Genomic DNA, 16,941 nt, shown 5'->3' on the forward strand with positions numbered 1-16,941 from the left:
CACCCGTTACAGGAAGACGTACGCCAGCTGTCTGTTAACCGCACTATTGCCTGACTCATGACAGATACCTGTTGTGTGTGAACTTGTGTACTAGTTAACTGGTTCGGGCGAAAAATGTCAATACCCTTTCTCAGTTAACAACAAAATCGCTATCATGCCCGCTGATTTTTAGTCGTACTCCGGAGTTACCTTGTCTGATATCAGCCGTTTTTCTCTTTACGATCTCCACAGTCATACCCGCGCCTCCGATGGATTGCTGACGCCAGCAGCCCTGGTCCAGCGCGCGGCTGAAAAGCAAATTGGCGTGCTGGCCATTACCGATCACGATACGGTCGCAGGCGTTGCTGAGGCGCAGGCGTTTGCACAGGAGCAGAAACTGCCGATAAAAGTGCTGGCCGGGCTGGAAGCGTCCACCCTGTGGGAAAATCACGAGATTCATATCGTGGGCCTGAACATCGATTGCGATCACCCGGCACTGCAGGCCTTTCTGATAGAGCAGCATCAGTGCCGTTACGCGCGTGCGCTGCAGATTGCTGAACGGCTGGAGCGGGCGCGGATCCCCGACGCACTGGCAGGCGCACAGCGGCTGGCACAGGGGGGCGTCATTACGCGCGGTCACTTCGCCCGTTATCTGATTGAACAGGGTAAAGCTGAGAATATGGCGCAGGTATTCAAACACTATCTGGCGCGTGGCAAAACCGGCTACGTGCCGCCACAATGGTGTACAATTGAACAAGCTATTGAAGCCATTCATCATTCCGGCGGCGTAGCGGTGCTGGCGCATCCGGGTCGCTACGGCCTGTCGGCAAAATGGCTGAAGCGGCTGATTGCCTTTTTCGCACAAGCGGGGGGCGACGCAATTGAGGTGGCACAGTGTCAGCAGCCGCCGAACGAGCGCACCCAGCTGGCAGGCTATGCGCGCGATAATCAACTGGCTGCATCACAGGGTTCCGATTTTCACCAACCCTGTCCCTGGATCGAGCTGGGGCGTAAACTCTGGCTGCCGGGTGGCGTTGAACCAGTGTGGGAGCGCTTTCCTGCTCTGGCCCCTGCTTTAACTGCCTGAGACAGATGACAAGAGGTTTTTATGAGTCAACGTTTTCACATTCATCCTGATAACCCGCAGCCGCGCCTGATCAATCAGGCGGTGGATTATCTCAATAAAGGCAGCGTCATTGTCTATCCCACCGACTCCGGCTATGCGCTGGGGTGCCGGCTGGAAGAGAAAAACGCGATGGAACGTATCTGCCGGATCCGGCAACTGGATGGCAATCACAACTTTACGCTGATGTGTCGCGACCTCTCAGAGCTTTCGGTTTACTCTCAGGTCGACAACACAGCTTTTCGTATTCTGAAAAACAACACGCCGGGTAATTACACTTTTATTCTCAAGGCGACAAAAGAAGTGCCGCGGCGCCTGATGAATGACAAACGGAAAACCATCGGGCTGCGCGTGCCGTCTAATCCGGTTGCGCTGGCGCTGCTTGAGCGACTGAATGAGCCGATGATGTCTACCTCACTGATGTTGCCCGGTAATGACTTTACGGAATCCGATCCGGAAGAGATCCAGCACAGCATCGGCAAACTGGTGGATCTCATCCTTGATGGCGGCACACTGGGACAGCAACCTACTACGGTTGTTGATCTGACGGACGACACGCCGGTAGTGGTTCGCGCAGGTGCCGGAGATACGCGGCCGTTTAGTTAACGGGCAGGCTGTGCCAGGCGCCGTTACGTGATCGGCGCCTGGCTGAGATTACGATCCAGCCAGCGCTTAAAGTCGCCATAGGGTATATAGAGCGACACATCTTTAAGAATGACTTTTTTACTGCGTCTGTTAGCAATTTCATGGCTGTACCCCACGATCACGCCGGCAATAGTTTCATCATTATTATATACCGCACCGCCTGACATTCCCTGCGTCACTCCTGCATTCGAGGCCATTGCCATGCAGGGTTTTTTATTCCATCGATTAATGATAGCCGTGCGTGCTAAATTAACGCCGCTCGATTCAACCGGCATGGCAGAAATAAAACTATAGCCATACATTTTAATCGCTTCTCCGGGCGCGCTGGTGCGAAACCTGGCCAGCGTATCAGGATTATTTTTGTGATAAATAATCGCGACGTCGCAATAAGGATGATAGGCCTTAACGCGCTGCACAGAAGTTTTAGCAACGTGCGCCGCTGTCAGGCTGTACTCGGGTGTAAGGGGAATGGTTGTACCGAGAACACCTAAACCCAGCACTGTCGGCACTCCTGTCACGCTCATATCAACATGCTCAAGCGCCGCTTTGCTGTATTCAGTCTGTCCAACGGAACAACCGGTCAACGCCAGCGCGAGCAGCGCCGGACACAGTACGGTTATTTTCATTGTTACGATCTTCTTTAATGCGTGTCATAAACATCCCTGGTGAGGAGAGCAGACACGCTAATGACTTTATGATGTCAGCATATACGGGCATATAAAATGGAGCATTGTCCATTCAAACACCCATTATGAAGACTTACGTTAATATTTTGTTATAAATTAGTTCAGGCTTAATTAATAATTTTTGGTGAACGTAAATTTAACCTGCTGATTTATTCTACACCGCTTTTATTTATGTACAAATTCAGTGCGCTAATAAATGGTAATAAAACAGAATATAGAGCCTTAAACCAACCTGTAGCGCGAATTATGCGCGCAACCCAGACAGGTGGAGGCGAAATCTCGTTTTAAGTCAAATGGGCGGGCAATTGTAGCTTTCTGATAATAGAAGGCAGAATTTTACCGGAGTGTTGGGGTCTGAACCGATCTGTTTTATCCCGCGGTTAAAAAAAAATGCGCAAATCAGGGGGGCGGGCATAAATATGATGAACGTTTTGTCACAGCCAGGTCATTGACCTGGTTGCAAATAGGATGTTGTCAGGGATAAACACGCGTAATGGCGTGCATGCAAAAGAGGCAGAGTCAGAGAACACCGGCCGATCGCCAGCCAGCTATTATCGGCAGCAAAGTTAAAGGTGTTAACAAAACCTTAGCTGGTGTAAAATCGCAGGCCGTTTGCATCCGGTCTGATTGATGCGCAACGTTAACAGTTTCTGACAGAGGACGTGGTAATCCCGCTGTCATACCCATTCTTACCACGACGCCTGGGAAGGCGACAACGAGGCAGCTCCATGAGCGAAAAATTACAGAAAGTATTAGCGCGTGCCGGTCACGGCTCGCGCCGCGAAATCGAAACGATGATTTCCGCCGGACGCGTCAGCGTAGATGGCAAACTGGCCACGCTGGGCGATCGCATTGAAAATGACAAAAGCCTGAAAATCCGTATTGATGGTCACCTGGTCTCTATTGCCGAGTCCACTACGGAAGTGTGCCGCGTGCTGGCCTATTACAAGCCGGAAGGGGAGCTCTGCACCCGTAACGATCCGGAAGGGCGCCCGACCGTGTTTGACCGTCTGCCGCGCCTGCGCGGATCGCGCTGGGTGGCAGTCGGTCGCCTGGATGTTAACACCTGCGGTCTGCTGCTGTTCACAACGGATGGTGAACTGGCTAACCGTCTGATGCATCCAAGTCGCGAAGTTGAACGTGAATATGCGGTGCGCGTTTTTGGCGAAGTAGGTGACGATAAAGTGCGTCTGCTGAGCAAAGGCGTGCAGCTGGAAGATGGTCCGGCGGCCTTTAAAACCATTAAGTTTGCTGGTGGTGAAGGGATCAACCAGTGGTACAACGTTACCCTTACAGAAGGACGCAATCGCGAAGTGCGTCGTTTGTGGGAAGCGGTCGGCGTTCAGGTTAGCCGCCTGATGCGCGTACGTTATGGCGACATTCAGCTGCCAAAAGGCCTGCCACGCGGCGGCTGGATGGAGATGGAGCTGCCTGCGGTAAACTATCTGCGTAAGCTGGTGGGAATGCCGGAAGAGACCGTCACTAAAGTTGCCGTTGAGAAAGATCGTCGTCGCACAAAAGCGAACCAGATCCGCCGCGCAGTGAAGCGTCACAGCAGCGCCGGCAACACCAATCAGCGCCGCAGCAGCAGCAAACGCGGCGCCTGATGTCTGTGTGCCGCTGCTCTGGCAGCGGCTACCAGTCAATTCCCTGTTGCGCCTGGATGCCGGCATCAAAGGCATGTTTCACCGGGCGCATCTCAGTAACGGTATCTGCCAGCTCCAGCAAGCGCCGGTGACAGCCGCGTCCGGTAATAATCACGCTTTGCGAACGTGGGCGCTGTTGCAGAGCGGTAGCCAGCGCCTCCAGCTCCAGATAATCCATGCTCACCATATAGGTTATTTCATCGAGGATCACCAGGTCGATATGGCTATCAGCCAGCATGCGTTGTGCCTGCTGCCAGACCTGCTGACAGGCGATCGTATCCGTGCTGCGGCTCTGTGTCTCCCAGGTAAATCCGGTGGCCATGACCTGAAATTCCACGCCGTGCTGTTCCAGTAAATTACGCTCGCCGTTGGGCCACTCGCCTTTGATAAACTGTACCACCGCCACTTTTTTACCGTGGCCGCAGGCGCGCAGCGCCGTACCAAACGCCGCCGTGGTTTTTCCCTTACCGTTACCGGTAAACACCATAACAATACCGCGATTTTCAGTCGCAGCGGCAATGCGTGCATCCACCTGTTCTTTCAGACGCTGCTGACGTTGCTGATGACGATCGCTCATGCGCTGGCCGGGCCCGCTTTGCGTCCGGGCTGGGCATCGAAGCTCATACCTGTTTTACGCCGGCTATCATCACCCATCAGGTAGAGATAAAGCGGCATTAGATCGGCAGGGGTTTTCAGCAGATTTGCATCCTCCTCCGGAAACGCGCTGGCACGCATTTTTGTACGCGTACCGCCAGGATTGATGCAGTTTACGCGCAGAGTATGATTTTTATACTCATCGGCGAGCACCTGCATCATGCCTTCAGTGGCAAATTTAGAGACGGCATAGGCACCCCAGCCGGCGCGCCCGGTACGGCCTACGCTGGACGTGGTGAATACCAGCGATCCCGCCTCTGATTTCAGCAGCAGCGGTAAGAGAGCCTGCGTCAGATAAAAGGTGGCATCAAGGTTAATCTGCATCACATCGCGCCAGATTGCCGGATCAAGCCCGGCCAGCGGGACGATGTCACCCAGAATCCCGGCGTTATGCAGTACGCCATCCAGGCGCGGTACGTTTTCAGCAATCTGCGCGGCCAGCTGCAGGCATGATTCAGGCGTGGCGGTAGCGAGATCCAGCAGCAGTGAGCTGGCGGGCTGCTTGTTAAGCTGGTTAATCGCTGCTTCTGTCTGCTGCAGAGTAACGGCGTTACGTCCAAGCAGAATAACGCGGGCACCATAGCGCGCATAAGTCAGCGCCGCTTCACGGCCAATCCCGTCTGATGCGCCGGTGACCAGAATAATGTGGTTTTCGAGTAGATCGCTTTTAGGCTGATAGTGCACAGCAATCTCCTTTTATCAGTAGCAGGGTTTCTGGCTTTATGCCTGAATTCGCCTGCCGGTGCAATGCTCCGGAGGAGCATTCTGTGCCGCCTGCGGGCTTTTCAGGCGACGAACCGGCTTAAAGCAGTTACACTCAGCTGTTAATTGTAATTCACTGTTTAATAAGGCGGCAGAATGGATTTTTTCTCCAGCTATGGGCTATTTCTGGCCAAGGCTGTCACGGTAGTGATCGCCATTGCGGCCGTAGTGTTTATCATACTGAATGCTGCGCTGCGCAAACGTCATCATGCAGGACAGCTGCAGGTAACGCATCTGGATGATGAGTATCGTCAGATGAAAGAGGATCTGCAGCTCGCTAAAATGAAGCCACAGGTACAAAAAGTCTGGCTGAAACAGCATAAAAAAGAAGAGAAGCTGAAAGCGAAGACAGAGAAGCGCAACGCGAAAAACGGCGTCACGGAAACCGCAAAGCCGGTACTGTATGTGCTTGGCTTTAAAGGCAGCATGGACGCGGGTGAAGTTGCCTCGCTGCGTGAAGAAGTGTCAGCTGTGCTGGCCGTAGCGCAGCCGGGCGATGAAGTGCTGCTGCGGCTTGAAAGCCCGGGCGGGGTTGTGCATGGTTACGGTCTGGCAGCGTCGCAGCTGCAGCGCCTGCGCGACGCGGGTCTGCGCCTGACCGCCGCAGTAGATAAAGTGGCCGCCAGTGGCGGATATATGATGGCCTGTGTGGCAGATCGCATTGTCGCTGCACCGTTTTCCATTATCGGTTCAATCGGCGTTGTGGCGCAGATCCCCAATTTTAACCGGCTGCTGAAGCGCAATGATATTGATGTGGAACTGCACACTGCAGGCCAGTATAAACGCACCCTGACGCTGTTTGGTGAAAACACCGAAGAGGGACGGGAGAAGTTTCAGCACGATCTTGATGAAACACATCAGCTGTTTAAAGGCTTTGTGCAGCAGATGCGTCCGTCACTGGATATGAACCAGGTGGCGACCGGCGAACACTGGTATGGACAGCAGGCGCTTGAGCTGGGCCTGATTGATGAAATCGGCACCAGCGACGCGTTGATCATCCGGCATATGGAGCGCTTCACCGTACTGGGCGTACAGTATGCTCGCAAGAAAAAGATGATGGATCGTTTTACCGGCAGCGCCAGCCTGGCGGCGGAACGGCTATTGCTGAAACTCTGGCAGCGCGGCGAAAAGCCTCTGCTGTAACAGCTACCCGGCTTCGGCCGGGTTTTTTTATGCTTAGCGCTTGCAGGGCCTGACAGGCGCGCCGGATCTGTCCGGACAAAAGCCGCCGTATCCGGTTACGCTGCGTGATAAAAGTCACGGCGCAACTTGCTGAGAGAGTGACGCAACATTTATCTCAGCCGGTTGTGAAATGAATTCCATTTTTGTTGAGATTTATCCAACTTTTTTTGACAGTGCATTTTCTCCTTCTATATTACCTCCCATTCTGCCGCTGCTTATCCGCGCGCCCTGCTGCAACTGGCGCAAAATTAAACAGAGTGCTATTTAAGTTGCGTATCAGATTTTATCAGGTAGAGTGTGGGCGATTCAGCTTTCAGGGAGTTCACACCAGGATGTGTGATGATGTCAGACGGAAAAAGTGTAGTTAATCATGAGGTTGCGCACACCGTTTTAAACTGAATAGTGGTCAGTCCCCGCCAGCTTGAAAAATAGAGAGCTGGCAGCAATATTAAACCCACTGGGTTTTGGGGCATTAATCCTCTCCCGTTTATCAGGACGTTTTAATCAGGTAAAGGTACATATGGGTAAAGCACTCGTTATCGTTGAGTCCCCGGCAAAGGCCAAAACAATCAATAAATACCTCGGTAATGACTACGTGGTGAAATCCAGTGTCGGTCATATCCGCGATTTGCCGACCAGTGGTTCAACGACCCGTAAAAGTACTGACGGTGAGAAGGCAAAAACCGGTAAAAAAGTAAAAAAAGATGAAAAGGCGGCGCTGGTCAACCGAATGGGTGTTGATCCGTGGCACGGCTGGGAAGCTGATTATCAAATCCTGCCGGGCAAAGAGAAAGTTGTCTCTGAGCTCAAAAGCCTGGCCGCTGATGCCGATCATATCTATCTCGCAACCGACCTTGACCGCGAAGGGGAAGCCATCGCCTGGCATCTGCGTGAAGTCATTGGCGGCGACGACAAGCGTTTCAGCCGGGTGGTGTTTAATGAAATCACCAAAAATGCGATTCGCCAGGCGTTTGAAAAGCCGGGCGAACTGAATATTGAGCGGGTCAATGCCCAGCAGGCGCGTCGTTTTATGGATCGCGTTGTGGGGTATATGGTGTCGCCTCTGCTGTGGAAAAAGATCGCCCGTGGTCTCTCTGCCGGACGCGTTCAGTCAGTAGCGGTTCGCCTGGTTGTTGAGCGCGAGCGCGAAATTAAAGCGTTTGTGCCGGAAGAGTACTGGGAGATCAACGCCGATTTTGCTACGCCAAAAGGTGATGCGCTGGCGATGCAGGTGACGCATCATAGTGACAAAGCGTTTCGTCCGGTTAACCGCGAGCAGACGCACGCAGCGGTCGCGATACTGGAAAAAGCGCGTTATGAAGTGCTGGATCGCGAAGACAAACCGACCAGCAGTAAACCTTCTGCACCATTTATTACCTCAACGCTGCAGCAGGCTGCGAGCACACGCCTTGGATTTGGTGTGAAGAAAACCATGATGATGGCGCAGCGGCTGTATGAAGCGGGTCACATTACCTACATGCGTACTGACTCCACGAATCTGAGTCAGGATGCGGTGGCAATGGCGCGCGACTATGTCGCCAGTGAGTTCGGCAAAAAATACCTGCCGGATGCGCCGGTGACTTACACCAGCAAAGATAATTCGCAGGAAGCGCACGAAGCGATCCGTCCGTCAGATGTCAACGTCAGCGCTGAGCAGCTGAAAGATATGGAAGCGGACGCGCAAAAGCTTTATCAGCTCATCTGGCGCCAGTTTGTGGCGTGCCAGATGGTTCCGGCTAAATATGACTCCACCACGCTTACCGTAGGGGCAGCTGAATTCAGGCTCAAGGCAAAAGGCCGCACGCTGCGTTTTGATGGCTGGACGCGCGTTATGCCGGCGCTGCGTAAAAACGATGAAGACAGAACGCTGCCACCCGTAGCGGTAGGGGAAATTCTTGATTTAACCGCACTGCAGCCGAGCCAGCACTTCACCAAGCCTCCGGCGCGATTCAGCGAAGCTTCGCTGGTGCGTGAGCTGGAGAAACGCGGTATTGGTCGTCCGTCAACCTACGCGTCTATTATTTCCACTATTCAGGATCGTGGCTATGTGCGCGTTGAAAACCGCCGTTTCTACGCTGAGAAGATGGGCGAAATCGTCACCGATCGGCTGGAAGAGAATTTCCGCGAGCTGATGAATTACGACTTTACCGCGCATATGGAAAATAGCCTCGATCAGGTGGCTAACAATCAGGCGCAGTGGAAAGGCGTACTCGACTCCTTCTTCAGTGATTTCAGCCAGCAGCTTGAGCAGGCTGAAAAAGATCCGGAAGAGGGCGGCATGCAGCCGAATCAGATGGTGCTGACATCAATCGACTGCCCGACCTGTGGTCGTAAGATGGGCATTCGTACGGCCAGCACTGGCGTATTCCTCGGCTGTTCGGGATACGCCCTGCCGCCAAAAGAGCGCTGCAAGCAAACTATCAATCTGATCCCGGAAAATGAAGTACTGAACGTACTGGAGGGTGACGACGCTGAAACCAACGCGTTACGTGCCCGCCGCCGCTGCGTTAAGTGCGGCACTGCAATGGATAGCTATCTGATTGATAACAGCCGCAAGCTTCACGTCTGTGGTAATAATCCAGAGTGCGATGGTTATGAAATTGAGCAGGGCGAGTTCCGCATTAAGGGGTATGACGGCCCTATCGTAGAGTGCGAGAAGTGCGGGTCGGAGATGCACCTGAAGATGGGACGCTTTGGTAAATACATGGCGTGCACCAACGAAGAGTGTAAAAACACCCGTAAGATCCTGCGCAACGGCGAAGTTGCGCCGCCGAAAGAGGATCCGGTGCCGCTGCCTGAGCTTCCCTGTGAAAAATCAGATGCCTATTTTGTGCTGCGTGACGGCGCGGCTGGCGTATTCCTTGCGGCCAACACCTTCCCGAAATCGCGTGAGACCCGGGCACCGCTGGTGGAAGAGCTGAAGCGCTTTGCTGACCGTCTGCCGGAAAAGCTTAAATATCTGGCCGAGGCGCCAGCAGCCGATCCGGAAGGAAATAAAACCCTGGTACGTTTTAGCCGTAAGACAAAACAGCAGTACGTTTCGTCTGAAAAAGAGGGTAAAGCGACTGGCTGGTCGATGTTCTATATTGACGGCAAATGGCAGGAAGCGAAAAAATAACTCTCCGGGGCTGGCATCTGTCAGCCCCGTTTACTTTCCCCGCCTTATAACCTAACGTTCTTTATTTCCTTAGAAACTGATATAGTTGTTATAGTTTTTCTATTCTCCATTCGCTCTGTTCCTCACATCTGCATCAAGGGCGGCTGCCGTAAAGCACGTTAGTCGCTAACGGGAAGATATAACTATGAAACTGCAGCAGTTGCGCTATATCGTGGAAGTGGTCAATCACAATCTCAACGTCTCATCGACCGCTGAAGGACTCTATACCTCACAGCCTGGTATCAGTAAGCAGGTCCGTATGCTTGAAGATGAGCTGGGGGTGCAGATATTTGCCCGCAGCGGCAAGCATCTGACTCAGGTCACACCGGCTGGCGAAGAGATTATCCGTATAGCACGTGAAGTATTATCAAAAGTCGACGCGATTAAATCCGTAGCGGGTGAACATACCTGGCCTGATAAGGGATCTCTTTATGTCGCGACCACGCACACGCAGGCACGCTATGCGTTGCCGGGTGTAATCAAGGGGTTTATAGAGCGCTATCCCCGCGTGTCGCTGCATATGCATCAGGGCTCGCCTACACAGATTGCTGAGGCAGTGTCGAAGGGCAATGCTGATTTTGCGATTGCGACTGAAGCCCTGCATCTCTATGACGATTTAATCATGCTGCCCTGTTACCACTGGAATCGCGCGATTGTAGTCACACCCGATCACCCGCTGGCAGGCAAAGACAATGTGACGATAGAGGAACTGGCCGACTTTCCGCTGGTGACCTATACCTTCGGATTTACCGGACGTTCTGAGCTTGATACTGCATTTAATCGTGCAGGGCTTACACCGCGGATCGTGTTCACCGCAACCGATGCAGACGTTATTAAAACTTATGTGCGGCTTGGCTTAGGCGTGGGTGTGATCGCCAGTATGGCGGTTGACCCTGTAGCCGATCCGGATCTGGTTCGCATAGAAGCTTCAGAGATTTTCACCAATAGTACAACGAAAATTGGCTTCCGCCGCAGTACCTTCCTCCGCAGCTATATGTATGATTTTATTCAGCGTTTTGCGCCACACCTTACACGTGATGTGGTAGACACCGCCGTTGCTCTGCGTTCCAACGATGACATCGAAGCGATGTTTCGCGATATCAAACTCCCTTTCAAATAATTTGCTAAATCATGAATTTACCGGGGTGTCCAGTGGGCACCTTCAGGTTTCCTCCCCGCTTAGCGCCATCAGTAGTTCAACAAAAGCTGACATTTTTCTGTAAATAAAACATGCATCACAGGTTTTTTCATTGTTATTAATTAATTGAGAAACAGTACACATTTTTTGGCTCGCTACTTTGCACACTGCCAGGATTATTCCCATACTCCAGTTAACACCTGATGAAGAAGGGCTTTGCTACTGAGTTCTTTTATTTAACTCAAATTTAAACTGGTACTAATTGTTGTTTAACCCAAATTGTTTTTGCTCTTTTTTATTAGTTATGCGGTCTGTGTTTCAATAAGGCTAATCAGTTTTCGCAGCTTTGATTAATAGCGTTAATCGTTGTGCTCAATAAAAATAACTGGATTTTTGGACTTAAGAAGTTTAGGATTCATCCTAAATCTTAATCGTTGTTATCAATCGTTTTGTTGAGAGTGATTATCAAAAACTATGGCTACGAGAATAACTGTACAACCCGACTTCCGGGCAAAGAGCACCAAGGTTCAGCGTACCGGTAACACCCGTCGCAAGGCCTGGTTGGCTGTCTTCGCTGCTTCAGCACTGTTCTGGGTAGTGGTGGCATTAACGATTTGGCGTTTATGGGGCTAAGCCATGTGGGCAAACTCACTCAGTCGTAAATATCCGGTAACTGCACGGCAGCCAAATACACCTGCGTGCAAAGCAAAAGAAGCTCCTGCTGCTGAGCAGTCTGTAGCGATTCCTGCTTCCTGGGATCTGAGTGACAAGCAGCGCAGCTTTATCGAATCCTTTATGGATCCAAAACTCAAATAAGTGTTGCTGTACGAACGTTTAGCATCTGATATTGCTTTGATTTTTCCGGTTATTCCGGCGGGCCAGCAAAAAGCCCCTGACTTTACACTGCAAAAAAAGCGTCGACAGTAGATAACTGAAGACTAAAGAAAATTTAGCCCGAGAACCGGGAAGGAGTGACGAATGAATACAACCACTTTTTCATGGCTTAGCGTTTATGCTTTCTCATTTGCCTTTTGGGCAGCGGCAGCCTGGGCTCTTATGTAACCGACGCTCTTTATTACCGAATTCATAGAAATGCCCCGACTCAGGTCGGGGCATTTTTGTTTGTGGCACCCTGTGCCCTATTGTGTTGTTATCAAAACGTTAAGGAAAATGTAGTCTATCTTTAAGCTAAACCTTGCACTCTCTGAGGTTTAGCCTAAAGGAATTAAAGGAGGAGACATGTCGTTAACATTACGCGAGCAAAGTCAGGATACGCTGGCGGTCGGGACACACACCTATCATTATTACAGTCTTGCCAAAGCCGCACAGCATACCGGCAACATTGATCGCTTACCAAAATCGATGAAGGTACTGCTGGAAAATCTGCTGCGCTGGCAGGATGGTGATTCCGTTACCCTTGACGATATTCAGGCGCTGGCAGACTGGCAGCACAACGCGCATGCTGATCGGGAGATTGCCTATCGTCCGGCACGTGTGCTGATGCAGGACTTTACCGGCGTACCTGCCGTGGTTGACCTGGCAGCGATGCGCGAAGCAGTAGAACGCCTTGGCGGAGATGTGGCAAAAGTTAATCCCTTGTCCCCGGTTGATCTGGTTATTGACCACTCCGTGACTGTTGATCGCTTCGGCAACGATGACGCCTTTGGTGAAAACGTCAGGCTGGAGATGGAACGCAACCATGAACGCTATGTTTTCCTGCGCTGGGGACAAAAAGCGTTTAACCGGTTTCGCGTTGTGCCACCCGGTACCGGCATCTGTCATCAGGTTAACCTGGAGTACCTTGGCAAAGCCGTCTGGCATGAAGAGCTGGAGGGCAAACATGTTGCCTGGCCCGATACGCTGGTTGGTACCGACTCGCATACCACAATGATCAATGCGCTGGGCGTACTGGGCTGGGGCGTCGGCGGTATTGAGGCGGAAGCGGCCATGCTCGGCCAGCCAGTTTCAATGCTGATCCCTGATGTGGTCGGCTTTAAGCTGACCGGCAAACTGCGTCCGGGCATTACTGCAACTGACCTGGTGCTGACAGTGACCCAGATGCTGCGTAAGCACGGTGTTGTCGGCAAATTTGTCGAATTCTATGGAGACGGGCTGGCAGATCTGCCGCTGGCCGATCGTGCAACGATTGCCAATATGGCCCCTGAGTATGGTGCCACCTGCGGTTTCTTCCCGATTGATGAAGTCACCCTGAGTTATATGACGCTGACCGGGCGTGATGAGCAGCAGGTTGAACTGACAGAAGCGTATGCGAAACAGCAGGGGCTATGGCGTAATGCTGGCGATGAGCCCGTCTTTACCAGCACGCTGTCGCTGGATATGGCTGACGTCGAGTCCAGTATTGCAGGACCCAAGCGTCCGCAGGATCGGGTGGCGCTGGGCGATGTGCCCGCTGCGTTTGCCGCCAGTAATGAACTGGAAATTAACCACGCGCAAAAACCGCATAAAGCGGTCAGCTACTGCGACAGTGAAACCCGCCAGTCACATCAGCTTGATGATGGTGCGGTTGTGATTGCCGCAATTACCTCCTGTACCAATACGTCAAACCCCAGCGTGCTGATGGCTGCCGGCCTGCTGGCAAAAAAAGCGGTTGAGCGCGGACTGAAGCGCCAGCCGTGGGTAAAAGCCTCGCTGGCACCAGGATCAAAAGTGGTGTCTGATTATCTGGCAACGGCACGCCTGACGCCTTATCTGGATAAACTCGGCTTCAACCTGGTAGGGTATGGCTGCACTACCTGTATCGGTAACTCGGGGCCGTTGCCGGATGAGATTGAAAGCGTCATTAAAGAGGGCGATCTTACTGTTGGCGCCGTGCTGTCCGGCAACCGTAATTTTGAAGGACGTATTCATCCGCTGATCAAAACCAACTGGCTGGCTTCGCCACCGCTGGTGGTAGCCTATGCGCTGGCCGGCAATATGAACATCAACCTGCAGAGCGACCCTATTGGTCAGGATCAGACCGGGAAAGATGTGTATCTCAAAGATATCTGGCCATCGCCGGAGGAGATCGCCGCCTCGGTGCAGCTGGTTAATAGCAGTATGTTCCGCAAAGAGTATGCGGAAGTCTTTGACGGGACACCAGACTGGCAGCAAATCTCCGTCAGCGAAGCGGCAACCTATGACTGGGATGAAGGGTCGACCTATATCCGCCTTTCTCCTTTCTTTGATGATATGGAGAAAACGCCAAAACCGGTTGAGGACATCCGCGGTGCCCGTATTCTGGCGATGCTGGGCGACTCAGTCACCACTGACCATATTTCGCCTGCAGGAAGTATCAAAGCCGAGAGCCCGGCGGGACGCTATCTGCTGGCGAAAGGCATAGAGCGTAACGACTTCAACTCCTACGGTTCGCGCCGCGGTAACCATGAAGTGATGATGCGCGGCACCTTTGCCAATATTCGTATCCGCAATGAAATGGTGCCCGGTACGGAAGGCGGCTACACCCGGCACTATCCAGGTAATGAGACGCTGGCTATCTATGATGCCGCAATGAAATATAAAGAGGAGGGCGTGCCGCTCGCCGTGGTGGCCGGGAAAGAGTATGGTTCAGGCTCCAGCCGCGACTGGGCCGCTAAGGGACCACGCCTGCAGGGCGTGCGCGTAGTGATCGCTGAATCCTTTGAGCGTATCCATCGTTCCAACCTGATTGGTATGGGGATCCTGCCGCTGGAGTTTCCGACTGACGTCACCCGTAAAACGCTGCAGTTAACCGGTGAGGAGCGGATAGATATCGCCGATCTGTCGCAGCTGACGCCTGGCTGTACGGTCAATGTGACCCTGACACGCGCAGACGGCCGTCAGGAGCAGGTTGCCGCACGTTGTCGTATTGATACCGCCACCGAACTGACTTACTACCGTAATGACGGCATACTGCACTATGTTATCCGTAATATGCTGAACTAAAAAAAAGCCGGGCTTGCCCGGCTTTTCTCTTTCAGGATTTTGGCAGCAGATGCCCCATTTTTTCCGCTTTAGTATCGAGATAATGGGCATTTTTTGGATTACGCCCGACGATCAGCGGCACGCGCTCGACAATATTGATCCCCGCTTCGCTGAGGATCTCAACTTTGCGCGGATTATTGGTCAGCAGGCGCACTTCATCAATCCCCAGCAATTTAAACATATCAGCACACAGGGTGAAATCACGCTCATCGGCGGCAAAACCCAGCTGATGGTTCGCTTCTACGGTGTCGTAGCCTTTATCCTGCAGCGCATAGGCGCGGATCTTATTCAGCAAACCGATATTACGGCCTTCCTGACGATGATAGAGCAGTACACCGCGACCCTCTTCAGCAATCGCTGTTAAGGCCGCTTCCAGCTGAAAGCCGCAGTCGCAGCGCAGACTGAACAGCGCATCGCCGGTCAGACACTCAGAGTGAACACGCGCCAGCACCGGCGTGTGATCGCTGATATCACCGTAAACCAGCGCTACATGATCGTGGCCGGTTGCCAGTTCTTCAAAACCTACCATCAGGAAATCTCCCCATGGCGTGGGCAGTTTAGCTTCTGCTACCCGTTTAAGCTGCATGTGATTCTCCAGAACCTTCAGAGGATGCGCTATCATCTTGATAACGCACGGGCCGACTGACCCGAAAATTGTGTCTATTGTGCCATATCCACAAGCAGGCCCGCTAATCAGTCAGAAAGATTGTAGTGATAAAGCACGATTATCCAAGCCGCTTTAGGTATGTTATTCTTTTTTCAGCTAAAGTTATTCAGCAAACGCATTATAACCCGCAGGAAAAGCCAAAGTATGTTGAAAATAGTGCAGCGCACGACGCTGGGTGCCTTCTTATTAATCGCGATGCCACTCTGCGTCTGGCTTTCGGGCTGGCAATGGCAGCCGGGCGAAAGCGGAGGCGTGCTGCGTTTTTTGTTCTGGATGACGGAAACGGTCACCAGCCCGTGGGGGATCATCACCAGTAGCGTGCTGAGTGCCTGGATGCTGTGGTGTCTGCGCTTCCGCCTTAAGCCTGCTATTCTGCTGCTGATTATCATGAATGGTGCCATTCTGGCCGGGCAGTACACGAAGTCATGGATCAAAGAGCAGGTGCAGGAGCCGCGACCCTATGTTGTCTGGCTCGAGCAGCAGCATGGCATCAGCAACGACGCGTTTTATCAGCTGAAACGAAAACAGCGGGGTGAGATGGTTAATACGCTGCTGGCCAGTGATACGCAAATTCCCCGCTGGTTAAAGCAGCACTGGGCATTTGAGACGGGATTTGCTTTTCCTTCCGGTCATACTATGTTTGCTGCCAGCTGGGCACTACTGGCAATGGGACTGCTCTGGCCGCGGCGCCGGGTGGTTACGCTGGTTGTGCTGTTTAGCTGGGCCGTTATGGTTATGGGCAGCCGGCTGTTGCTGGGTATGCACTGGCCGCGTGATTTGATTGTCGCAACGCTTATTTCCTGGCTGCTGGTGACCGTCGCTACCTGGCTGGCACAGCGCTTTTGCGGCCCGCTTACGCTTCCGCCTGACGAGCAGCGCGAAGTCAAAGCGCGGGACGATGGATTGTAATCAGCTGAACTGCCCCCATATAGCTGATTACGCTTGCGCAAAGCCAGCTAACTGATAACGTGAAAGCAGCACGGTACGCGCTTTTTTGGCATACTCTATTGGAAACTCTACGACAGGACGCATTGTGAAATATTTGCTGATTTTTCTGGTGGTACTGGTCATTTTCATCATTTCAGTGACGCTGGGTGCTCACAATGATCAGGTGGTGACCTTCAACTATCTGCTGGCGCAGGGTGAATTTCGTGTTTCCACGCTGCTTGCAGTGCTGTTTGGCGCCGGTTTTTTACTGGGCTGGGCAATCTGCGGGCTATTCTGGTTACGTATCCGCGTTTCACTGGCACATGCTCAGCGTAAACTGAAGCGTATGCAGGCGCAAAACGAACATGCTTCAGCAGCCACTACCGTATCGACCACAGGTCGTCGGGATTAATGT

Annotated in this window: 14 protein-coding genes; 10 read left to right on the top strand and 4 right to left on the bottom strand. The window is 52.6% G+C overall.

Annotation, left to right across the window (positions count from 1 at the left end):
• Nucleotides 1-190: 190 nt before the first annotated feature.
• Together rnm and SB719_RS03015 are read left to right on the top strand one after the other, a co-directional pair.
• Nucleotides 191-1,066: an RNase RNM gene (gene rnm / locus SB719_RS03010; RefSeq protein ID WP_304232926.1), complete on the top strand. Its 876-nt coding sequence runs from the start codon at nucleotides 191-193 to the stop codon at nucleotides 1,064-1,066.
• 21 nt (nucleotides 1,067-1,087) lie between these two features.
• Nucleotides 1,088-1,708, top strand: coding sequence for an L-threonylcarbamoyladenylate synthase (locus tag SB719_RS03015; protein WP_065649262.1), 621 nt, complete (start codon nucleotides 1,088-1,090; stop codon nucleotides 1,706-1,708).
• Between the two features lie 23 nt (nucleotides 1,709-1,731).
• Here the strand turns inward: SB719_RS03015 and SB719_RS03020 are convergent, their stop codons facing one another.
• Nucleotides 1,732-2,373 carry a hypothetical protein gene (locus tag SB719_RS03020; RefSeq protein WP_065649263.1) on the bottom strand — a complete coding sequence of 214 codons (642 nt, stop codon included), beginning with the start codon at nucleotides 2,371-2,373 and terminating at the stop codon, nucleotides 1,732-1,734.
• A gap of 788 nt (nucleotides 2,374-3,161) precedes the next feature.
• On the opposite strand from SB719_RS03020, the gene rluB reads away from it, so the two are divergent.
• Nucleotides 3,162-4,040 (top strand): 23S rRNA pseudouridine(2605) synthase RluB, encoded by an 879-nt coding sequence (rluB, locus tag SB719_RS03025; protein ID WP_065649264.1) that lies wholly within the window; start codon nucleotides 3,162-3,164, stop codon nucleotides 4,038-4,040.
• 28 nt (nucleotides 4,041-4,068) lie between these two features.
• Here rluB and cobO read toward each other — a convergent pair whose 3' ends face one another.
• Both cobO and SB719_RS03035 read right to left on the bottom strand, forming a co-directional pair.
• The gene (gene cobO, locus SB719_RS03030; protein WP_412158870.1) at nucleotides 4,069-4,656 is read right to left on the bottom strand and encodes a cob(I)yrinic acid a,c-diamide adenosyltransferase; all 588 of its coding nucleotides are present in this window, start codon (nucleotides 4,654-4,656) and stop codon (nucleotides 4,069-4,071) included.
• A complete protein-coding gene (locus SB719_RS03035) occupies nucleotides 4,653-5,417 on the bottom strand; it encodes a YciK family oxidoreductase (protein ID WP_304232935.1) in 765 nt (254 codons plus the stop codon). The genes cobO and SB719_RS03035 overlap by 4 nt, the downstream gene beginning before the upstream one ends.
• 174 nt (nucleotides 5,418-5,591) lie before the next feature.
• On the opposite strand from SB719_RS03035, the gene sohB reads away from it, so the two are divergent.
• The 5 genes from sohB (at nucleotide 5,592) to acnA (ending at nucleotide 14,893) form a co-directional block, all read left to right on the top strand.
• Nucleotides 5,592-6,638, top strand: a complete 1,047-nt coding sequence (sohB, locus tag SB719_RS03040) for a protease SohB (protein WP_065649267.1) — start codon at nucleotides 5,592-5,594, stop codon at nucleotides 6,636-6,638.
• Between the two features lie 559 nt (nucleotides 6,639-7,197).
• Nucleotides 7,198-9,795, top strand: a complete 2,598-nt coding sequence (gene topA / locus SB719_RS03045; RefSeq protein ID WP_412158871.1) for a type I DNA topoisomerase — start codon at nucleotides 7,198-7,200, stop codon at nucleotides 9,793-9,795.
• Nucleotides 9,796-9,979: 184 nt separating this feature from the next.
• Nucleotides 9,980-10,954, top strand: coding sequence for an HTH-type transcriptional regulator CysB (gene cysB / locus SB719_RS03050; protein ID WP_039384577.1), 975 nt, complete (start codon nucleotides 9,980-9,982; stop codon nucleotides 10,952-10,954).
• 492 nt (nucleotides 10,955-11,446) lie between these two features.
• Nucleotides 11,447-11,605: a YmiA family putative membrane protein gene (locus SB719_RS03055; protein WP_075050740.1), complete on the top strand. Its 159-nt coding sequence runs from the start codon at nucleotides 11,447-11,449 to the stop codon at nucleotides 11,603-11,605.
• Between the two features lie 606 nt (nucleotides 11,606-12,211).
• Nucleotides 12,212-14,893, top strand: coding sequence for an aconitate hydratase AcnA (gene acnA, locus SB719_RS03060; RefSeq protein ID WP_065649270.1), 2,682 nt, complete (start codon nucleotides 12,212-12,214; stop codon nucleotides 14,891-14,893).
• Nucleotides 14,894-14,924: 31 nt separating this feature from the next.
• Here the strand turns inward: acnA and ribA are convergent, their stop codons facing one another.
• On the bottom strand, nucleotides 14,925-15,518 hold the full coding sequence (gene ribA, locus SB719_RS03065) for a GTP cyclohydrolase II (protein WP_039384570.1): 594 nt from the start codon (nucleotides 15,516-15,518) through the stop codon (nucleotides 14,925-14,927).
• 225 nt (nucleotides 15,519-15,743) lie between these two features.
• Between ribA and pgpB the strand changes: the two genes are divergently transcribed.
• Complete coding sequence (gene pgpB / locus SB719_RS03070) at nucleotides 15,744-16,508, top strand: phosphatidylglycerophosphatase B (protein ID WP_065649271.1); 765 nt, start codon at nucleotides 15,744-15,746, stop codon at nucleotides 16,506-16,508.
• Between the two features lie 124 nt (nucleotides 16,509-16,632).
• Complete coding sequence (locus SB719_RS03075) at nucleotides 16,633-16,938, top strand: LapA family protein (RefSeq protein WP_065649272.1); 306 nt, start codon at nucleotides 16,633-16,635, stop codon at nucleotides 16,936-16,938.
• The last annotated feature ends 3 nt before the right edge of the window (nucleotides 16,939-16,941 follow it).

It is taken from the genome of Pantoea sp. SIMBA_079 (genome assembly GCF_046940275.1).
Lineage (GTDB): Bacteria > Pseudomonadota > Gammaproteobacteria > Enterobacterales > Enterobacteriaceae > Pantoea > Pantoea borealis.